The sequence below is a fragment of the Ohessyouella blattaphilus genome (assembly GCF_024721265.1).
Lineage (GTDB): Bacteria > Bacillota > Clostridia > Lachnospirales > Lachnospiraceae > Aequitasia > Aequitasia blattaphilus_A.
The window spans coordinates 30,257-46,481 of record NZ_JAMXOC010000007.1; the positions used below are offsets into that span (position 1 = coordinate 30,257).

Sequence of the window (16,225 nt, forward strand, 5' to 3'; positions counted from 1 at the left end):
TAATTAATCTTATACGAAAAAGGAAGGTGTATCCATCGCCTTGGCTTACAATCCTTCCTTTAATCTTTCATTTTTGTAAGGTTGTGCACGATCTCCACATAAAACGTACTTCCTTCGCCACTAGAAGTGGCAAAGATGCGGTGTCCTAGACGCTCGGCAACACTTTTACACAGATAGAGACCGATCCCTGTAGACTTTTGCTCCATTCTCCCGTTAAACCCTGTGAACCCTTGCTCGAAGATCCGCGGCAAATCTTCTTCCCGAATCCCGATACCGGTATCCGAAATCGCTAGCTGTACCGACTCATCGGTAGTCGATACCGTAATGGTAATCTTCCCTGCCGGGGTGTACTTAAGGGCGTTTGACAGTAGTTGACGAATAATAAAACCTAGCCACTTCCTATCTGTGAGCACTTGCGCCGTCGTCCCTTCGTACTCTAAACTTAGCTTTTTTAAAATAAACATGGTGGAATACGACTTTAGCGCATCCTTAATAATCTCATCTAGGTCGTATACCTCAAAGCGGTAGTCGCTGCCTCCACCTTCTAGCCTAGCAAAGGATAACGCCATCTCTACGTATTCTTCAATCCGAAAAACAGACATCTGCATTTCTTTATAAGCCTGGGTCCCCTTCACCTCTTTAAAACTATCCCCTTGCATACTCAGCCGCAAAGAGGTAATCGGTACCTTGATCTGATGCGTCCACATGCTGTAGTAATCTGCTAAATCCCGTTCATACTCCCTGGTATCTGCTCTTTCTTGTTCGCGCTGGTTTAAAAGCTTCTTAATGATTTCCTGATAGTCTCTTTCTGCCGTCTTATAAACGACTGGTAATGCTGACCCAGAAAAATCATTGCTTAACAGAATCTCTTGTAATCGCTTATGCCTAGCTTGATACCGCAAGAAATCGATTAGCATAAAAAGCGCACCTACACTACCACAGAGCAAAGCCCCATAACAGATAATTCGCACTTGCTGATTGTCAAGATAGGCTAGAAGCATAAAGATTCCTACTACCAGAGCAAATAGCACTACTTTCATATAATGCTCGCGTATATATTTTCTAAACATCCATACCTCCTACCAAGTAACCTATCCCCTTTTTCGTCACGACAAAATTCTCTAAGCCAACTTCTGCTAACTTTTTTCTAAGTCGGGTTACGTTTACTGTCAAGGTATTATCATCAATAAAGGCTTCGCTCTCCCAGAGACGATTGATAATCTCTTCCCGGGTGAGGATTTCTCCCGGACGCTCCATCAGACTTTCGAGAATTTTAAACTCATTCTTTGTTAGCTCTACCTTTGTGCCGCGATACGTAAGTGAAGCTTCGCTTAAATTGAGAACCGCCTCAAGGTGGCTTAAAATATTGAGACGCTCCGAGAAATCATAAGTTCGGCGAAGTAACGCTTGTACCTTAGCCGTCATCACATTTAAGTCAAAGGGCTTTTCAATAAACTCGTCACCACCCATATTCATCGCCATAACAATCGACATCTGGTCATCCGCGGAAGATAAAAAAATCAGTGGCACCTGAGAAATCTTGCGAATTTCACTACACCAATGAAAGCCACTAAAGAAAGGTAAATGGATATCCATGATTACAAGGCTTGGTTGCTCTCTCAAAAAATCAACTAGTACCTTCTCAAAATCGGTAGTATAAAACACTTCATACCCCCACCTGCCAAAATGCTCACTAAGCCCTTCAGCAATTCCTAAGTCGTCTTCTATAATATGTATTTTATACATGCGAATCTCCTCTTTCTTTAAAAATCATAACAACACCCCCATATAACCCCTTACCTTATCCTCCACGCCAAACATACGTGCATATCTAAACAACCTATTAACATCCTTTATTTCGCTTCTAGCATAACGTTTATATGCCGGAATAACCTGTTCTAAATCTGCATCGTATTTTGGTTTTAACAGATCCACGAGCACCCGTTCAATCCCATATACCTTAACATTCGTACCCCCGGGTCTATCCGTTGTTCTAACACCAACATCAAACAACTTATTATCGCTTATAATTACTGGTCGCATATTATCTACCTTCATTCGAGTTGTTGATGTTCCTTTTGTAAACGACATATTAATTTGGGTTGGCACGCGATCGGAAAACCCTAACAAAAACAACGCCGTTTCATGCGAGTAAATTCCTTTAGGATAACGATGTTGTAGTAAAAAGAAATCATCAGCATAGCCATGTTCAGTAACATAAACACCTCGCTGCACAAGAAATAATTGTTTTCTATTCTCCAATGTTCGTAAAGCCCAGCGACCGATACCGAGTTCGTCCACTTGACTCGTCGTAATTATTCCATTATTCTTATTTGCAACTTCTAATATCTTCTCTACTTGTCTCACATGCTCACCTACTTTTATACTATCTTCTTGCCTACATCATAGCATGAAAGTAGGTTTTTTCATAGATTTTTTTTACCTGTTTCGAATTTACTTTCATGCCCTCTGTTTTATCCTATGAGGGCACTGAAGTAAAACGCGTCTTTCAAAAGAGCCATCACGATGATATTAAACACTCGTGATGGCTCTGCTTTTTATTACATAAAAAGCGCTCCGCTAAGGATGCGCACTTCGGCGATAGGAATTTTGTGCAGCAGCACACGCCGAATGCGCAAGAATTTGCGGAACGCAAATTCTATTTAATTAAATCTTCGCTATATCAACTAATTGTAGTTTCCTAATATTGGTATTTTCCAAACTAGTAATCAGTGCTTCTGCCGTATCGATAGCCGTCAGCACATTAACGCCCGTTTCAATCGCATTACGTCTGATGATAAAGCCGTCTTTCGAATGCTCTGCCCCGTTTGCCGGCGTATCGATAACCAAATCCACCTGATGACCTAAAATCAAATCGAGGATGTTTGGCGATTCCTGTTCCACCTTACGAATAGGGATCGCTTTTACCCCGCCTTCGTTAAGGGCGGCTGCGGTACTAGCCGTCGCAAAAATACGGTAGCCAATGTTAGCAAAACGACGACCGATTTCTACAGCCTCTGGCTTATCTTCATCCCGAACGGTAATAATCATATTCCTGTATTTAGGAAGCTTGATACCTGCACCTAAGAACGCTTTATAGAGAGCTTCATCGAAGGTCTTAGCAATTCCTAAGCACTCGCCGGTAGACTTCATCTCGGGTCCTAAATTAATATCGGCACCGCGAATCTTTTCAAAAGAGAATACCGGCATCTTGACGGCAAAATACTCTGCTTCCTTTTGCAGTCCTGGCTTATATCCTAAGTCTTTAATCTTTTCGCCGATAATTACCTTTGTCGCTAGTGGCACAATAGGAATGCCCGTCACCTTACTGATATACGGTACTGTTCGACTAGACCGAGGATTCACCTCGATAACGTATACCTCTTCGTCTTCGGTTACGATAAACTGAATATTAATAAGACCGATAACGTGAAGGGACTTGGCCAGTCTCCATGTATAGTCTTCAATCTTTTCTTTAACGGCGCTGGATAGACTCTTAGCTGGGTAGACGCTGATACTATCTCCAGAGTGGATTCCGGCCCGCTCAATATGTTCCATAATTCCAGGAATCAAGATGTCTTCCCCATCACAGACAGCATCCACTTCGATCTCTTTGCCCTGCAAATATTTGTCCACTAGGATTGGATGATCTTGAGCAATGCGGTTGATAATACCGATAAATTCATCAATATCGTAATCGTTAATGGCAATCTGCATACCTTGACCACCGAGGACATACGAGGGACGTACTAGCACCGGATACCCTAAGCGATTTGCTACTTCCTTAGCTTCTTCAGCAGTATAAACCGTACCACCAGTTGGTCTTGGTATTTGACACTCTTCCAAAATCTGATCGAAAAGCTCCCTATCTTCTGCCGCATCCACATTCTCGGCACTAGTTCCTAGAATCGGCACACCCATCGCCATCAAGGCTTCCGTAAGCTTAATCGCCGTCTGGCCACCAAACTGGACAACGGCTCCATCTGGCTTTTCAATATCCACAATGCTCTTCACATCTTCCGGAGTCAGCGGTTCAAAGTATAGCTTATCAGCTATGTCAAAGTCCGTACTGACCGTTTCCGGATTGTTATTGATAATAATCGTCTCGTAGCCTTCTTTCGCAAAGGCCCAAGTACAGTGGACACTACAGAAGTCAAACTCAATTCCCTGACCAATCCGGATCGGACCAGAGCCCAGAACCAGCACCTTTTTCTTATCTGAGGTAGCAAGAGCTTCATTTTCACCATCAAAGATAGAATAATAGTAAGGCGTCTCCGCTGCGAATTCCGCGGCGCAAGTATCAACCATTTTAAAGGCAGCAACAATGCCATTTTCATGGCGCAGGTCATGAATCACCTGCTCGCTTTTCCCTGTAAGCTGAGCGATTACATGATCGGGGAACTCGATCCTTTTTGCTTCTTTTAGAAGTTCTGCGCTTAGCACCTCCTGCTTTAGGCGTGCTTCCATTTCCACAATCACAGCCAGCTTATCGATAAACCAACGATCAATTCTTGAAATCTCAAAGATTTCGTCATAGCTCATGCTCCGTCTAAGAGCCTCAGCAATTCGCCAGATGCGCATATCATCCACAATCTTTAGAGCCTCTTTAAGCTCCTCATCTGTAAGCTCCGTAAAATCATAGGACATTAATGAGTCTACGTGCTGCTCGAGAGAACGAATCGCTTTCATTAACGCACCTTCAAAATTGCTACAGATACTCATAACCTCGCCCGTAGCTTTCATCTGAGTGGTCAGCGTACGCTTAGCCGAAATAAACTTATCAAAAGGTAGACGTGGTAGCTTTACCACACAGTAATCAAGCATCGGTTCAAAGCTTGCATAGGTTTTCTTCGTCACTGCATTTTTAATCTCATCTAAGTTAAAACCGAGAGCAATCTTCGCTGCCACCTTGGCAATAGGATAACCGGTAGCCTTCGAGGCTAAAGCCGAAGAACGGCTTACTCGGGGGTTTACCTCAATAACACAGTATTCAAATGAATCCGGATTAAGGGCATACTGAACGTTACAGCCTCCCGTAATCTTTAATTCGCTGATTATATTAAGCGCGGACGTCCGCAGCATTTGGTATTCTTTATCACCTAGTGTCTGAGACGGAGCGACCACAATACTATCCCCGGTATGCACGCCTACTGGATCGATATTTTCCATATTACAGACCGTAATACAGTTTCCTGCATTATCCCGCATTACCTCGTACTCGATTTCCTTCCAACCACCGATATAGCGCTCAACGAGAACCTGCCCAACTCTTGAAAGTCGCAGACCGTTCTCTAAGATTTCCATTAATTCTACCTGGTTATAAGCGATGCCGCCACCACTTCCGCCTAAAGTATAGGCTGGGCGAAGCACTACCGGATAGCCAATTTCACTTGCAAAAGCCACACCGGCATCCACATCTTCAACTACCAAGGAAGCGGCCACCGGTTCATGGATTTTCTCCATGGTGGTTTTAAATTCTAAGCGATCTTCGGCTTTCTTAATTGTACTCGAAGTAGTACCAATTAGGCGCACGTTGTTTCTTTTTAAGAACCCGTTCTCTTCTAGTTCCATCGCCAGATTAAGTGCGGCTTGACCCCCGAGAGTAGGTAGCACGCTATCTGGTTTTTCTTTTAAAATCAGCTGTTCTACCACCTCTACGGTTAAGGGTTCAATATAAACTTTATCCGCAATATCCTTATCGGTCATAATCGTTGCCGGATTCGAGTTTAAAAGCACTACCTCTACTCCCTCTTCTTTCAGAGAGCGGCACGCCTGAGTACCAGCATAATCAAACTCGGCTGCCTGACCAATGACGATCGGACCAGAACCAATTACCAAAACTTTCTTTATATCTTCAATACGAGGCATTATTTAGCTCCTTTCATCATATCCATAAAACGGTCAAACAAATAGCCTGAGTCTAGAGGACCAGGGGCAGCTTCTGGGTGAAACTGCACGGTAAAGATATTCTTATTCTTATAGGCAAACCCTTCATTCGTCTTGTCATTTACATTGATAAAGGCTTCTTCAGCCACCTCTGTGCCTAATGTGCTACCATCTACAGCATATCCGTGATTCTGGGAAGAAATATACACCCGGCCATTCTCTAAATCCTTCACCGGATGGTTGCCTCCCCGGTGACCATACTTTAGCTTATACGTCTTCGCCCCATTAGCTAGCGCCATTAACTGGTGCCCCAGACAGATAGCAAAAATCGGAATATCACTCTGGTAAAGTTGCTTTATCTCTTCGATGATCTGAACATTTGTCTCCGGATCTCCAGGGCCATTGCTCAGCATAATCCCCTCAGGATTCGCTTCGATGATCTCCGTCGCTTTCGTACTAGCTGGGTAGACGGTTACTTCACAGCCCCTGTCATTTAAAGATTTGGCGATATTCTTCTTGGCGCCGTAGTCCATTAGGGCTACTTTAGGGCCGTCACCTGGCAAAACATACTTCTCTTTGCAGGTTACTTTGCTGACCACATCACCAATTTTATATGCTTTAAGCTTGGGAATAATTTCCTCCAAATCATAATTCTCATTGGTGGTAATCATGCCGTTCATCGTCCCTTTTTCACGAAGTATCTTCGTCAGTGCACGGGTATCAATACCAGCAATACCGGGAATATCTTGAGTTGTTAAAAAGTCTTGGATAGTACCTTCAGAACGGAAGTTACTAGGTATGCGAGATAATTCTCTGACGATAAAGCCATCGGGCCAGGCTTTCTTAGATTCCATATCGGGTGTGATTCCATAATTGCCTATCAAAGGATAGGTCATCGCGACGGCTTGTCCTGCATAGGACGGATCCGTTAATACTTCCAAATAGCCAGTCATCGACGTATTAAAAACGATTTCGCTAATTATATCTTTTTTCGAGCCGATACTAATACCCGAAAAGACGGTTTTGTCTTCCAAAATAAGAAATGCTTTCATTCTTTTCCCTACTTTCCTATATCATTTCATAAAAATGGGAACGCGTAACAAACGTGTCCCCTCCCTTGGTTGCCTCAATATGCTTAAACTTATAGAATTATACTACAAAACTCTTAATGTGGCAAGTACTCTAAATCATCAAATTCATGAGTCGATGCCAGCAGGGAATAATCACAAAGAAAATATGAGTTGTTAGCGGCAAGCGGTGTGGGAATCTGAAAAGTCAGATCCGCATACTTAAATTCGCCATCAATCTTAACAAGGTCCCAGGCGTGATAGTCGTTATTGGCAAAGCCAGTAACGTAGACGCACTCGATTCCTAGGCGCTCTAAAAGAATCTGCAGGGCTTTAGAGTAGCCAGCACAGACGGAGGTCTTATTTAAAAAGACGCTGATTATATTTTGGTTATCTGAAGAGCTTAAATCAAACGTCGTATTTTGCCCCACGTAATCAAAGCAGTACTGAATCTTCTCGTAGGTCGAACCCTCTACCGGAGCGCCCGCTAAAACGGCGGCAATCGTTGTTTCTAGCTGCGCGGTGATACCTGCCCGCTCCTCCCTACTGTAGTTATAGTCAATCTCAAAGACAAGACACGACTCTTCCTGACCAGGCGGGCCGACATAATCCTCATCGTATTCACCGCCGTAGATACTAACCTCACTATCACACCAGAAGATTTCTGGGTTATCGTGAGTCACGTATTCAAAGAGTAAAAACGCTCGGTCGATGTCGTCATGACTTACGTATATCTTAGGCAATTGGCGCATCATTCCGTAATAGAGCTCGCCGTAGGCAATCTTCTCATTTTCAGCTAACTGATCAAAATAATAAAGATAGCCCTTTGCTTCTCGCGCCTTTAGCTCGCTAACACCGCCGCCAAGACCAGCTATACGACTAGCCACTTGAACAGCCGTCTTGGGCGCTTCCTTCTCTTCTTCTACCTGGGGCTCTTTTCCACACCCTGCTAACAGCAAGGAGATTAGTAAAATCGTAGCGATTAACTTTCTGCCCATTTCTTTTCCTCTATCATCAATTGCAACTCTTAGAAAAACAACTTACGAACGTCGTTAAAGGTTACCACTAGCATTAACAGTAATAAGAGAATGATTCCCACCATGTGAACCATCCCTTCCTTTTCCGGGGGAATCCTTTTTCGGCGAACCCCTTCGATAATCAGGAATACCAGCCTGCCGCCGTCAAGAGCCGGTAGTGGTAAAAGGTTCATAACCCCTAGGTTAGCCGAAATCAAAATGGCTAGGTTCATCAGGTTAATAATCACCGTAAGCGCGCCGTCGCTTTTGGTCTGCTGATAGGTGTCGTCAACGAGATTTACAATACCCACTGGACCTGATAGGTCATTAATACCTACTTGGCCTGTGACCATCATTCCTAGCGACTTAAAGGTCACCTTAATAACATACTCCACCTCGTAAAAGCCATACTGAAACATCTGCGAAACGCTGGCTTTCTGATACGCACCACCTGTCACTCCCAAACGGTAATACTTGAGCTCATCGTCGTATTTCGGCGTTAGCTTTACACTTTCCTCTTTTCCGTCACGAACGTAGGTTAAGGTCACGTCCTCTCCTTGATGCAACTGATTATGGGTGCTTAATTCGCGAAAGAGATGCACGTTCTTCCCGTTAATCTTGGTAATCACATCACCCGCTTCCACGCCCGCTTCAGCGGCCGGATAACCTGGTGTCACTTCACCAATAACGGTGTCGTCATACCCTACAAACCCTTTTAAAACTACCGCTAGAATAAAGGCGAAGATAAAGTTAAAGACCGCCCCGGCGACAATAACCGAAATCCGGGCCAATACTCCTTTATTATTAAAATTTCCTGGAGAATCCGTCACTTCCTCATCTTCTCCCATCATACAAGAGCCACCAATGGGAAGTAACTTTAAAGCGTAGACGGTACCTTTATACTCTTTCTTCAGTAAAATCGGTCCCATACCTAAAGCAAATTCGGTAACATCTATACCGTTTGCTTTTGCTAAGAGAAAATGTCCCAGCTCATGTACAAAAATAATCAAACCAAATACGATAATTGCTAAAATAATACCCAAATTAATCTTTACCTCCTAGATTCAATCCGTGCGTAGACCGCTTGTTCTGTCTCAAGAATCTCTTCTAATGTAGGATTCTCAATCACCTTGTGGTGCAGCAGACAATCCTCAATAATTAAAGCGATCTCTAGAAATGTAACTTCCCCCCGAAGAAACATCGCTACCGCTTTTTCGTTAGCCGCGTTGTAGACCGTTGGCAGACTTCCGCCCCGACGCCCAGCAATATAAGCTAGCTTAAGGCCATAGAACGTATCCATATCCGGAGCCCGGAAATCAAGGCTACGAATTCTCTTAAAGTCTAATCTCTCTCCCGGTAGTTCCCGACGTTCCGGATAAAAGAGCGCGTACTGAATTGGCATCTTCATATCCGGCGTTCCTAATTGGGCTATCACCGAGCCATCTATATACTCTACCATGGAGTGAATCACGCTTTTAGGCTGTACCACTACCTTCACCCGGTCAATGTCAATATCAAAAAGCCATCTGGCTTCCATTACTTCTAACCCTTTATTTACCATCGTGGCCGAGTCTATCGTAATTTTCTGCCCCATAGTCCAGTTGGGATGCTTTAGGGCATCTGCTGGCTTTACACTCAATAATTCCTCTTCTCGTTTTCCTAGAAAAGGACCACCTGAGGCTGTTAACCACAGCTTTTCCACCGCCTTCTGGGAGTTCCCTTGAAGGGCCTGGAAAATAGCCGAATGCTCGCTATCAACCGGAAGAATCCGAACGCCCTTTTCCTTCGCTAAAGGCATAATCAAATGGCCAGCGCAGACAAGGGTCTCTTTATTTGCAAGGGCAATGTCTTTTCCGGCTTTAATTGCTTCTAAGGTCGGACGAATGCCAATCATACCCACCACTGCCGTAACTACTGTCTGGGCCTCGGCGGCGGTAGCTACTTCGACTAGCCCATCCATACCACCACTGACCGTAACTTCCATATCTGCTAGACGCTGCTTTAACTCCAAGGCCTTATCAGGATTTCCCATCGCCACAAGACTGGGCTTATAACGGCGAACCTGAGCCTCTAAAAGATCGATATTTTCTTTTGCCGCTAAGGCAACTACTTCTATTTCTGGAAACCGATTCACAATCTCTAACGTCTGCGTTCCGATCGAACCGGTGGATCCTAAGATTGCAATTTTCTTCATAATAAACTCCTAAATACTGCTTAATAACTGGGATAAATAATAAATGATAGGGGCGGTGAAAATCACGCTGTCAAAGCGGTCAAGGATTCCCCCATGTCCAGGAATCAAGTAACCGTAGTCCTTTACCTGGTGATTACGCTTAATACCTGAAGCCGCCAAATCCCCCACCATGGAGATAAGCGCACCTACTCCGCAGATAATGCCATAGCGCCCCACTGAATGGCTACCAAAATTCGCCTGATTAAGAACAAAGGCAAAAAGACAGCCGAGTATTGCCGCACCCACTACACCGCCAACGGCGCCTTCGATGGATTTCTTAGGGCTTAGAATCGGAGCCATTTTGTGCTTGCCAAAAAGCATGCCCACGCAGTACGCGCAGGTATCACTTCCCCAAGAAGCCAGGAAGATTAAGACCACAATGGCCACGCCGATAACGCCATCGCCGCTCATCCGGGACTGGTAGATATAAGAAAGCATGACCCCCACATAAATAACGCCAAAAAACGTTAATACGATTTGGGTGGCATCATACGTCGGAAAGGTAAACACATACGTTGCTAGAATCGCTACAAGCGTGATGATAATCGTCGCCATCACGTATTCCTTCGCTCCTAATAAGAGGACGAAATAGTAGAGAATAATGCCCCCATATGCCATAATCCCTGGAGCCTTCCTATCGGTTTTTGCTATTTTAAAGAGCTCGTTCATCCCGATTAGGCTAATCAAAAGGCAGAATCCAAAGAGAACATTGCCACCTAGACCGATAACCAGGGCCAGAATCACCACTAACACAATTCCGCTAAGTAATCTAGTTTTAAACATCTTTTTCTTACCTAAACCTTGCCGAAACGCCGGTCCCTTTCATTGTAATAAGCAATCGCTTTTGCTAATTCATCCTTATTAAAGTTTGGCCATAATACATCTGTAAAATAAAACTCTGTATAGGCTAACTGCCATAAAAGGAAGTTAGATATCCGCAGCTCACCACTGGTGCGAATCAATAAATCCGGATCCGGGATACCATTCGTATCAAGAGCCTCTGCGAATATTTCTTCTGTTATATCCTCGCTTTTTAACTGTCCTTTAGCAACCTGATCGGCAAGCTTTCTCATCCCCCGGATCATCTCGTCTCGGCTTCCATAGTTAATAGCAATTTGAAAAGACAACCCCGTATTATCTTTCGTAGTCTCCTCAAGCCCCGCGATATCTCGCTGTAAGTCAGGGGCTAGCCGGGTCTTATCACCGATAACCCGGACTCGCATATCGTTTTTCATCGCTCTTTTAATACTGTTTTTCATATAGCTGCGCAAAAGGGTCATTAGAGCCGTCACTTCCGCCGCTGGACGGTTCCAATTCTCCGTTGAGAAAGCGTACACAGTTAAATACTTAACGCCTAAGTCATGAGCGTCTTCACAGATCTGCTCTACCGTCTTCGCCCCTTGGGTATGGCCCATATTCCGAGGTAGTCCTCGATCTTTTGCCCAGCGACCATTGCCATCCATGATAATCGCTACGTGTTTTGGTGCATTCATATTATTTCTCCTAAGATAATGAAAAAAGGTACCCAAATAACAAAAGGTACCTTTAGGCTCATTTTACTATACTGTCATAATCTCATCCGATTTTACTTCTATGGCTTTATCCACTTCTTTTACAAACTTATCTGTGATTTTTTGTAATTCTGCTTCTAGATCTTTAATCTCATCCTCTGACACTTCCGATCCCTTTAGTTTCTTGATAGCATCATTACCGTCCCGGCGCACATTCCTAAGGGCAACCTTGGCATTCTCGCCTCGCTTTTTAATATCCTTAACCAAATCCTTACGACGTTCTTCCGTTAGTTCTGGGAAGGCCAGGCGGATATGAGAACCGTCATTTGTGGGGTTGATTCCTAGATCTGATTGCTGAATCGCCTTTTCAATTTCTCCAATTAGACTTTTTTCCCAAGGAGCGATTTGAATCATCCGGGCATCTGGTACAGAGATATTAGCCACCTGTTGAATTGGCGTTGGGGTGCCATAGTAATTAACCATAATCTTATTTAAAAGATTAGGATTGGCTCTACCGGCTCGGATTGCCCCAAGTTCCTCGCCTAGGCTTTCTAGGGTCTTTTGCATTTTTCCATTGTACTTTTCTAGTCTCTCATTCATAGTTCTATACCTCCACTTTTGTACCGGTAAATTCTCCGGCCATTGTATTTGCAATACTATTTTTTTCATTTAAGCCAAAGACCAACATGGGCATCCGATTTTCTAAGCACATAATCGAAGCCGTCATATCAATAGCCATTAACTTCTTTTCAATCATCTCTTCAATAGTAATGGTTTCGTATTTCTTCGCATCTGGATTTGACTTGGGATCGCTGTCGTAAATTCCGTCAATCGCCTTTGCCAGTAACATATAATCGGCTTCGATCTCTATTGCTCTAAGGACAGCACCGGTATCCGTCGAAAAATACGGATGTCCCGTACCACCAGCAAAAAATATCACCTTTCCGTTATTTAGAGCACTCACCGCTGCATCTTTAGAAAATAAGGTGGTAAAAGCGCCACAGGTAAAAGGGGTAAAAACTTCGGTCTCCATACCTACGTACCGGAAGATATCCGCCACATAGATACAGTTCATCACTGTTGCCAGCATGCCAATCTGATCTGCCTTAACCCGGTCTATGGTCTCACTTGTACGCCCCCGCCAGAAATTGCCGCCGCCGGTAACCACCGCTACTTGAACACCGCTTTCTACCAAGGTCTTCACCTGCTTTGCTACCCCGATACAAGTGGCCTCATCAAAGCCTGTTTTTTTATCTCCAGCTAGCGCTTCTCCGCTAAGTTTAAGTAATACTCTTTTCATTATCAATTTCTCCTCATCTTATAGGCTATCCCGATTATAGCATAAGCCCTTAGAGTTCTTCAAGAAGGGCTTTTAGATGTTCTTTGTATTGTTCCCTTACGGTATCCGGACTAATAATCTGTACGTTCGTTCCCAGACCGGCTAACCAGCCGAAAAACTGGGTAGATACCTTCACATCTACCGTGGTCAAGAAAGTATCTCCGTCTTTAATAACGGGAATCTCCTTTCCAAAACGGTCAATCATCACCCCTACAAGTTCTTCGTTTACACGTAGCTTGATTTTCATGTCCTCGCCGCCGTACATGCCAAAGGTTTTACCGAGGTAATCTGTCAAGTCAAACCCTTTCTGATCAAGAGCCTTATCTCGGAGCGTCTCTAATATCTCCACCTCACCCATTTTATCCACTCGGTAGTGGCGAATGTCTTCTACCGCCGAGTCGTACGCTACCAAATAATAGAAGTCATTCTCCCATACTAGTGCTAGGGGTGAACACTGATACTCTTTATCTGCCCGCTTAGGTGTGGTTTCTTTCGTCACCGTCCACTTGTAGTACATAAAGCCAATCCGCCGATTCTTGTGGATGGCTTCGTGAATACTATCCACCAAGTAATATATACTTTCATTCATGGTCTTTACCCGGTTCGCCACATAGACCTGGCGATTAAGCCGACTAGCCTCGTAGCGACTAGTAAGACCTTCTAACTTCTTGATCAGCTCCGTTGACTTCTTTGCCGTTAAAAACCGGGACGACTGCACCGCATCAACTAGTAGCTTTAGTTCTGGTAATTCGAATTCCCTAGAAGCGATGTAGTATCCCCCTGGCCGCTCTGTTCTTCGCATAATATCTAAACCGTAATTCGTCAGGGTTTCGATATCTCCATAAATGCTCTTACGCTCAGCGCTAATCCCGTTATCCGCTAGCATATCAATGAGCGTCTGGGTCGCTACCGGATGCTCGAAATCGCTATTTTTTAAAAGGGTATCCATAATGAAAAGAAGCTTCATCTTTTGGTTAAATGATTTTGCCATGGCTTCCTCCCTTTCCTAACCCACAAAGCGTTTGTATAACTCTTCGTTTGCCGCCTTTTCTAAAGAATCATCAAGAGGCTCTAGCGCTATCTCTTCCCCGTATTTACGTTTCAGCGCTTTACTGAGCAGATAATCACAAACCTGGGGATTCTTCGGTAATAAGGGTCCATGAAGGTAGCTAGCGATCACATTCTTATACACCACCCCTTCATAACCGGCACCTTCGGCATTGCCATTTCCAAACAACACCTTCCCTAAAGGAGTATGCTCACCGATATACGTACGCCCACCGTGGTTTTCAAAGCCCACAACTGGCATCGAAAACAAATCGCTTTTCAGCACAATATTTTCCACCAGGCGCTCTGCCTGCCACTGGGTCTCAAGATCGAGGATGCCTAAGCCTTCAATCACTTCATCGTTGGTCTTATACGACCGACCAAGAAGCTGATAGCCGCCGCAGACAGCGAGAACCACCCCGCCGTCCTCTACATACGCTTTAAATTCATCCTTTATTTTCAATAAATATTCGCACACTAGGCGCTGCTCTCGGTCCGAACCACCACCTAATAGCACAATATCCAGTTTACTAAAATCCGCCTGTTCCCCGGATAATACGGAGATAACCTCGCTATCCATTCCCCGCCATTCTAGACGCTTGCGAAAACACTGGATGTTTCCCCGGTCACCGTAGAGGTTTAGAAGGTCTGGGTAGAGGTGTCCGATGGCTAATTTTCTCTTTTCCATTATTCGGCCTCCTTCTTAATCCGCTCTAACAGTCCCTTGGTTTCATATAACCCGGTATAGTTTACGATAATATAAAGATTCTTCGCCGAAGACCTAAGGGCCGCTCTAACTGCTTCTTCCATACTGTCTGCTACCGAATAAGCCACGTCTTCGTATTTGAGCCGAAGAGCCATATCGTACCTGCGGGTACCTAGACACACTAGACTACAAGCTTTCGCCTCTTGCAAATATTGAAAGTCTACATCCCAAAGCCAGGAAATATCTCGACCATCTTGAAATCCATCATTAATCTGAATAATGACGTCTTTTTCCTTTTCATCCCGAAGCACAAGGGATACCTTCTGCTGAAAGCCCACCGGATTCTTCGCTAGGTGAAGCTGGACTCTCGTATCCCCAATATGAAAGAGCACCTCTCGGTCATTTTCATAGCTAAAGTCTTCTACTGTCTCTTTAAAGTGGGGTGCTTCGATATCAAGACCTTTAAGGAGTGCATAGGCGGAAAGGGTGTTATAGACATTGTACGGCGTCCGCGAAGTCGTATCTACGCGAAGCTCATTAAGAGAAAAGCTATACACTTCACCCTCTAAGCGAATATCGTGAGCTAAGTAATCGGGCCTTGGCCGCTTAAAGCCACAACCTGGACAACTATAGAGCCCTAATTGACCGTAGTGAAAGAACTGATACTCCATCTTCGTCCCACATTTTCGGCAGAAAATACTCTCCCGAATCTCTGACTTTGAGGTGGTATCAAATATCTCTTCATCAATACCGTAAGTAATAAAATCATTGCCTGCTTCCTCGGCCATGCAGACACTCATCATATCATCGGCATTGATGGCGAGTCTCGTCTGAGGAACGCTTTTAAAAGCCTGAATTAGCTTGTTTAAGGTAATGTCCACCTCACCGAAGCGGTCCAGCTGATCCCTGGAAATATTGGTTAGAACCACGCCGTCTGGCATAAGCTGTGGCAATACCGCCACTGAGGCCATTTCATCTACTTCAATACAAGCGTAATCAGCCGTAATCTGACCTTTGTGGTTGGTTGCTAAGACGAAGGCCGAAATGATTCCATTTAGCATATTGGCGCCGGTGCGATTAATAATCACCTCATGACCTTCCGCTGACAGCACATGGTATAAAAGGCTATTGGTGGTGGTCTTACCGTTGGTGCCCATGGTGGCCACGGTCTTATTCTTTACTTGCTGTGACAGCTCGCGCAAAATATCTTTATCGATCATATGGGCAATCTTCCCCGGGAGAGTTACCCCGCTTCCCCGGTTCATCTTTTTTATTACAAAACTGGTAATCTTCGCCATCCGAATGGCAATTCTTGTTTTAAGTCTCATCTTCGCTTTCCCCTATTTTTTTTAACTTTATCATTATAGCAAAAAGAAGCCCTTGCCGCAAACTTTGCCGACAAGGACTTTCTTCTTAAAAT

15 protein-coding genes are annotated in these 16,225 nt (G+C 44.3%); all 15 read right to left on the minus strand.

Annotation, left to right across the window (positions count from 1 at the left end; translation table 11 throughout):
• Positions 1-59: 59 nt before the first annotated feature.
• Positions 60-1,070, minus strand: a complete 1,011-nt coding sequence (locus NHH16_RS06450; RefSeq protein ID WP_262068766.1) for a sensor histidine kinase — start codon at positions 1,068-1,070, stop codon at positions 60-62.
• Positions 1,063-1,746: a response regulator transcription factor gene (locus tag NHH16_RS06455; protein WP_262068767.1), complete on the minus strand. Its 684-nt coding sequence runs from the start codon at positions 1,744-1,746 to the stop codon at positions 1,063-1,065. Before NHH16_RS06455 ends, NHH16_RS06450 begins: the two co-directional genes overlap by 8 nt.
• 24 nt (positions 1,747-1,770) lie before the next feature.
• Entirely contained in the window at positions 1,771-2,367 is a 597-nt protein-coding gene (locus NHH16_RS06460) for a type IV toxin-antitoxin system AbiEi family antitoxin domain-containing protein (protein WP_262068768.1), read from the minus strand.
• A 300-nt stretch (positions 2,368-2,667) separates the two neighbouring features.
• Entirely contained in the window at positions 2,668-5,868 is a 3,201-nt protein-coding gene (gene carB, locus NHH16_RS06465) for a carbamoyl-phosphate synthase large subunit (RefSeq protein WP_262068769.1), read from the minus strand.
• The gene (locus NHH16_RS06470; protein ID WP_262068770.1) at positions 5,868-6,938 is read right to left on the minus strand and encodes a carbamoyl phosphate synthase small subunit; all 1,071 of its coding nucleotides are present in this window, start codon (positions 6,936-6,938) and stop codon (positions 5,868-5,870) included. The genes carB and NHH16_RS06470 overlap by 1 nt, the downstream gene beginning before the upstream one ends.
• Positions 6,939-7,051: 113 nt before the next feature.
• The gene (locus NHH16_RS06475; protein WP_262068771.1) at positions 7,052-7,951 is read right to left on the minus strand and encodes a transglutaminase domain-containing protein; all 900 of its coding nucleotides are present in this window, start codon (positions 7,949-7,951) and stop codon (positions 7,052-7,054) included.
• Between the two features lie 29 nt (positions 7,952-7,980).
• The gene (rseP, locus tag NHH16_RS06480; protein WP_262068772.1) at positions 7,981-9,012 is read right to left on the minus strand and encodes an RIP metalloprotease RseP; all 1,032 of its coding nucleotides are present in this window, start codon (positions 9,010-9,012) and stop codon (positions 7,981-7,983) included.
• An 8-nt stretch (positions 9,013-9,020) separates the two neighbouring features.
• Positions 9,021-10,163 carry a 1-deoxy-D-xylulose-5-phosphate reductoisomerase gene (locus NHH16_RS06485; protein WP_262068773.1) on the minus strand — a complete coding sequence of 381 codons (1,143 nt, stop codon included), beginning with the start codon at positions 10,161-10,163 and terminating at the stop codon, positions 9,021-9,023.
• Between the two features lie 9 nt (positions 10,164-10,172).
• A complete protein-coding gene (locus tag NHH16_RS06490; protein WP_262068774.1) occupies positions 10,173-10,985 on the minus strand; it encodes a phosphatidate cytidylyltransferase in 813 nt (270 codons plus the stop codon).
• A gap of 11 nt (positions 10,986-10,996) precedes the next feature.
• Positions 10,997-11,695: an isoprenyl transferase gene (locus NHH16_RS06495; protein ID WP_262068775.1), complete on the minus strand. Its 699-nt coding sequence runs from the start codon at positions 11,693-11,695 to the stop codon at positions 10,997-10,999.
• Between the two features lie 66 nt (positions 11,696-11,761).
• Positions 11,762-12,313 carry a ribosome recycling factor gene (gene frr / locus NHH16_RS06500; protein ID WP_262068776.1) on the minus strand — a complete coding sequence of 184 codons (552 nt, stop codon included), beginning with the start codon at positions 12,311-12,313 and terminating at the stop codon, positions 11,762-11,764.
• 4 nt (positions 12,314-12,317) lie between these two features.
• Complete coding sequence (pyrH, locus tag NHH16_RS06505; protein ID WP_262068777.1) at positions 12,318-13,013, minus strand: UMP kinase; 696 nt, start codon at positions 13,011-13,013, stop codon at positions 12,318-12,320.
• Positions 13,014-13,062: 49 nt separating this feature from the next.
• A complete protein-coding gene (locus tag NHH16_RS06510; RefSeq protein WP_262068778.1) occupies positions 13,063-14,043 on the minus strand; it encodes a helix-turn-helix transcriptional regulator in 981 nt (326 codons plus the stop codon).
• A 15-nt stretch (positions 14,044-14,058) separates the two neighbouring features.
• Entirely contained in the window at positions 14,059-14,787 is a 729-nt protein-coding gene (locus NHH16_RS06515; RefSeq protein ID WP_262068779.1) for a type 1 glutamine amidotransferase, read from the minus strand.
• Positions 14,787-16,133 (minus strand): MurT ligase domain-containing protein, encoded by a 1,347-nt coding sequence (locus tag NHH16_RS06520; protein WP_262068780.1) that lies wholly within the window; start codon positions 16,131-16,133, stop codon positions 14,787-14,789. Before NHH16_RS06520 ends, NHH16_RS06515 begins: the two co-directional genes overlap by 1 nt.
• Positions 16,134-16,225: the final 92 nt, after the last annotated feature.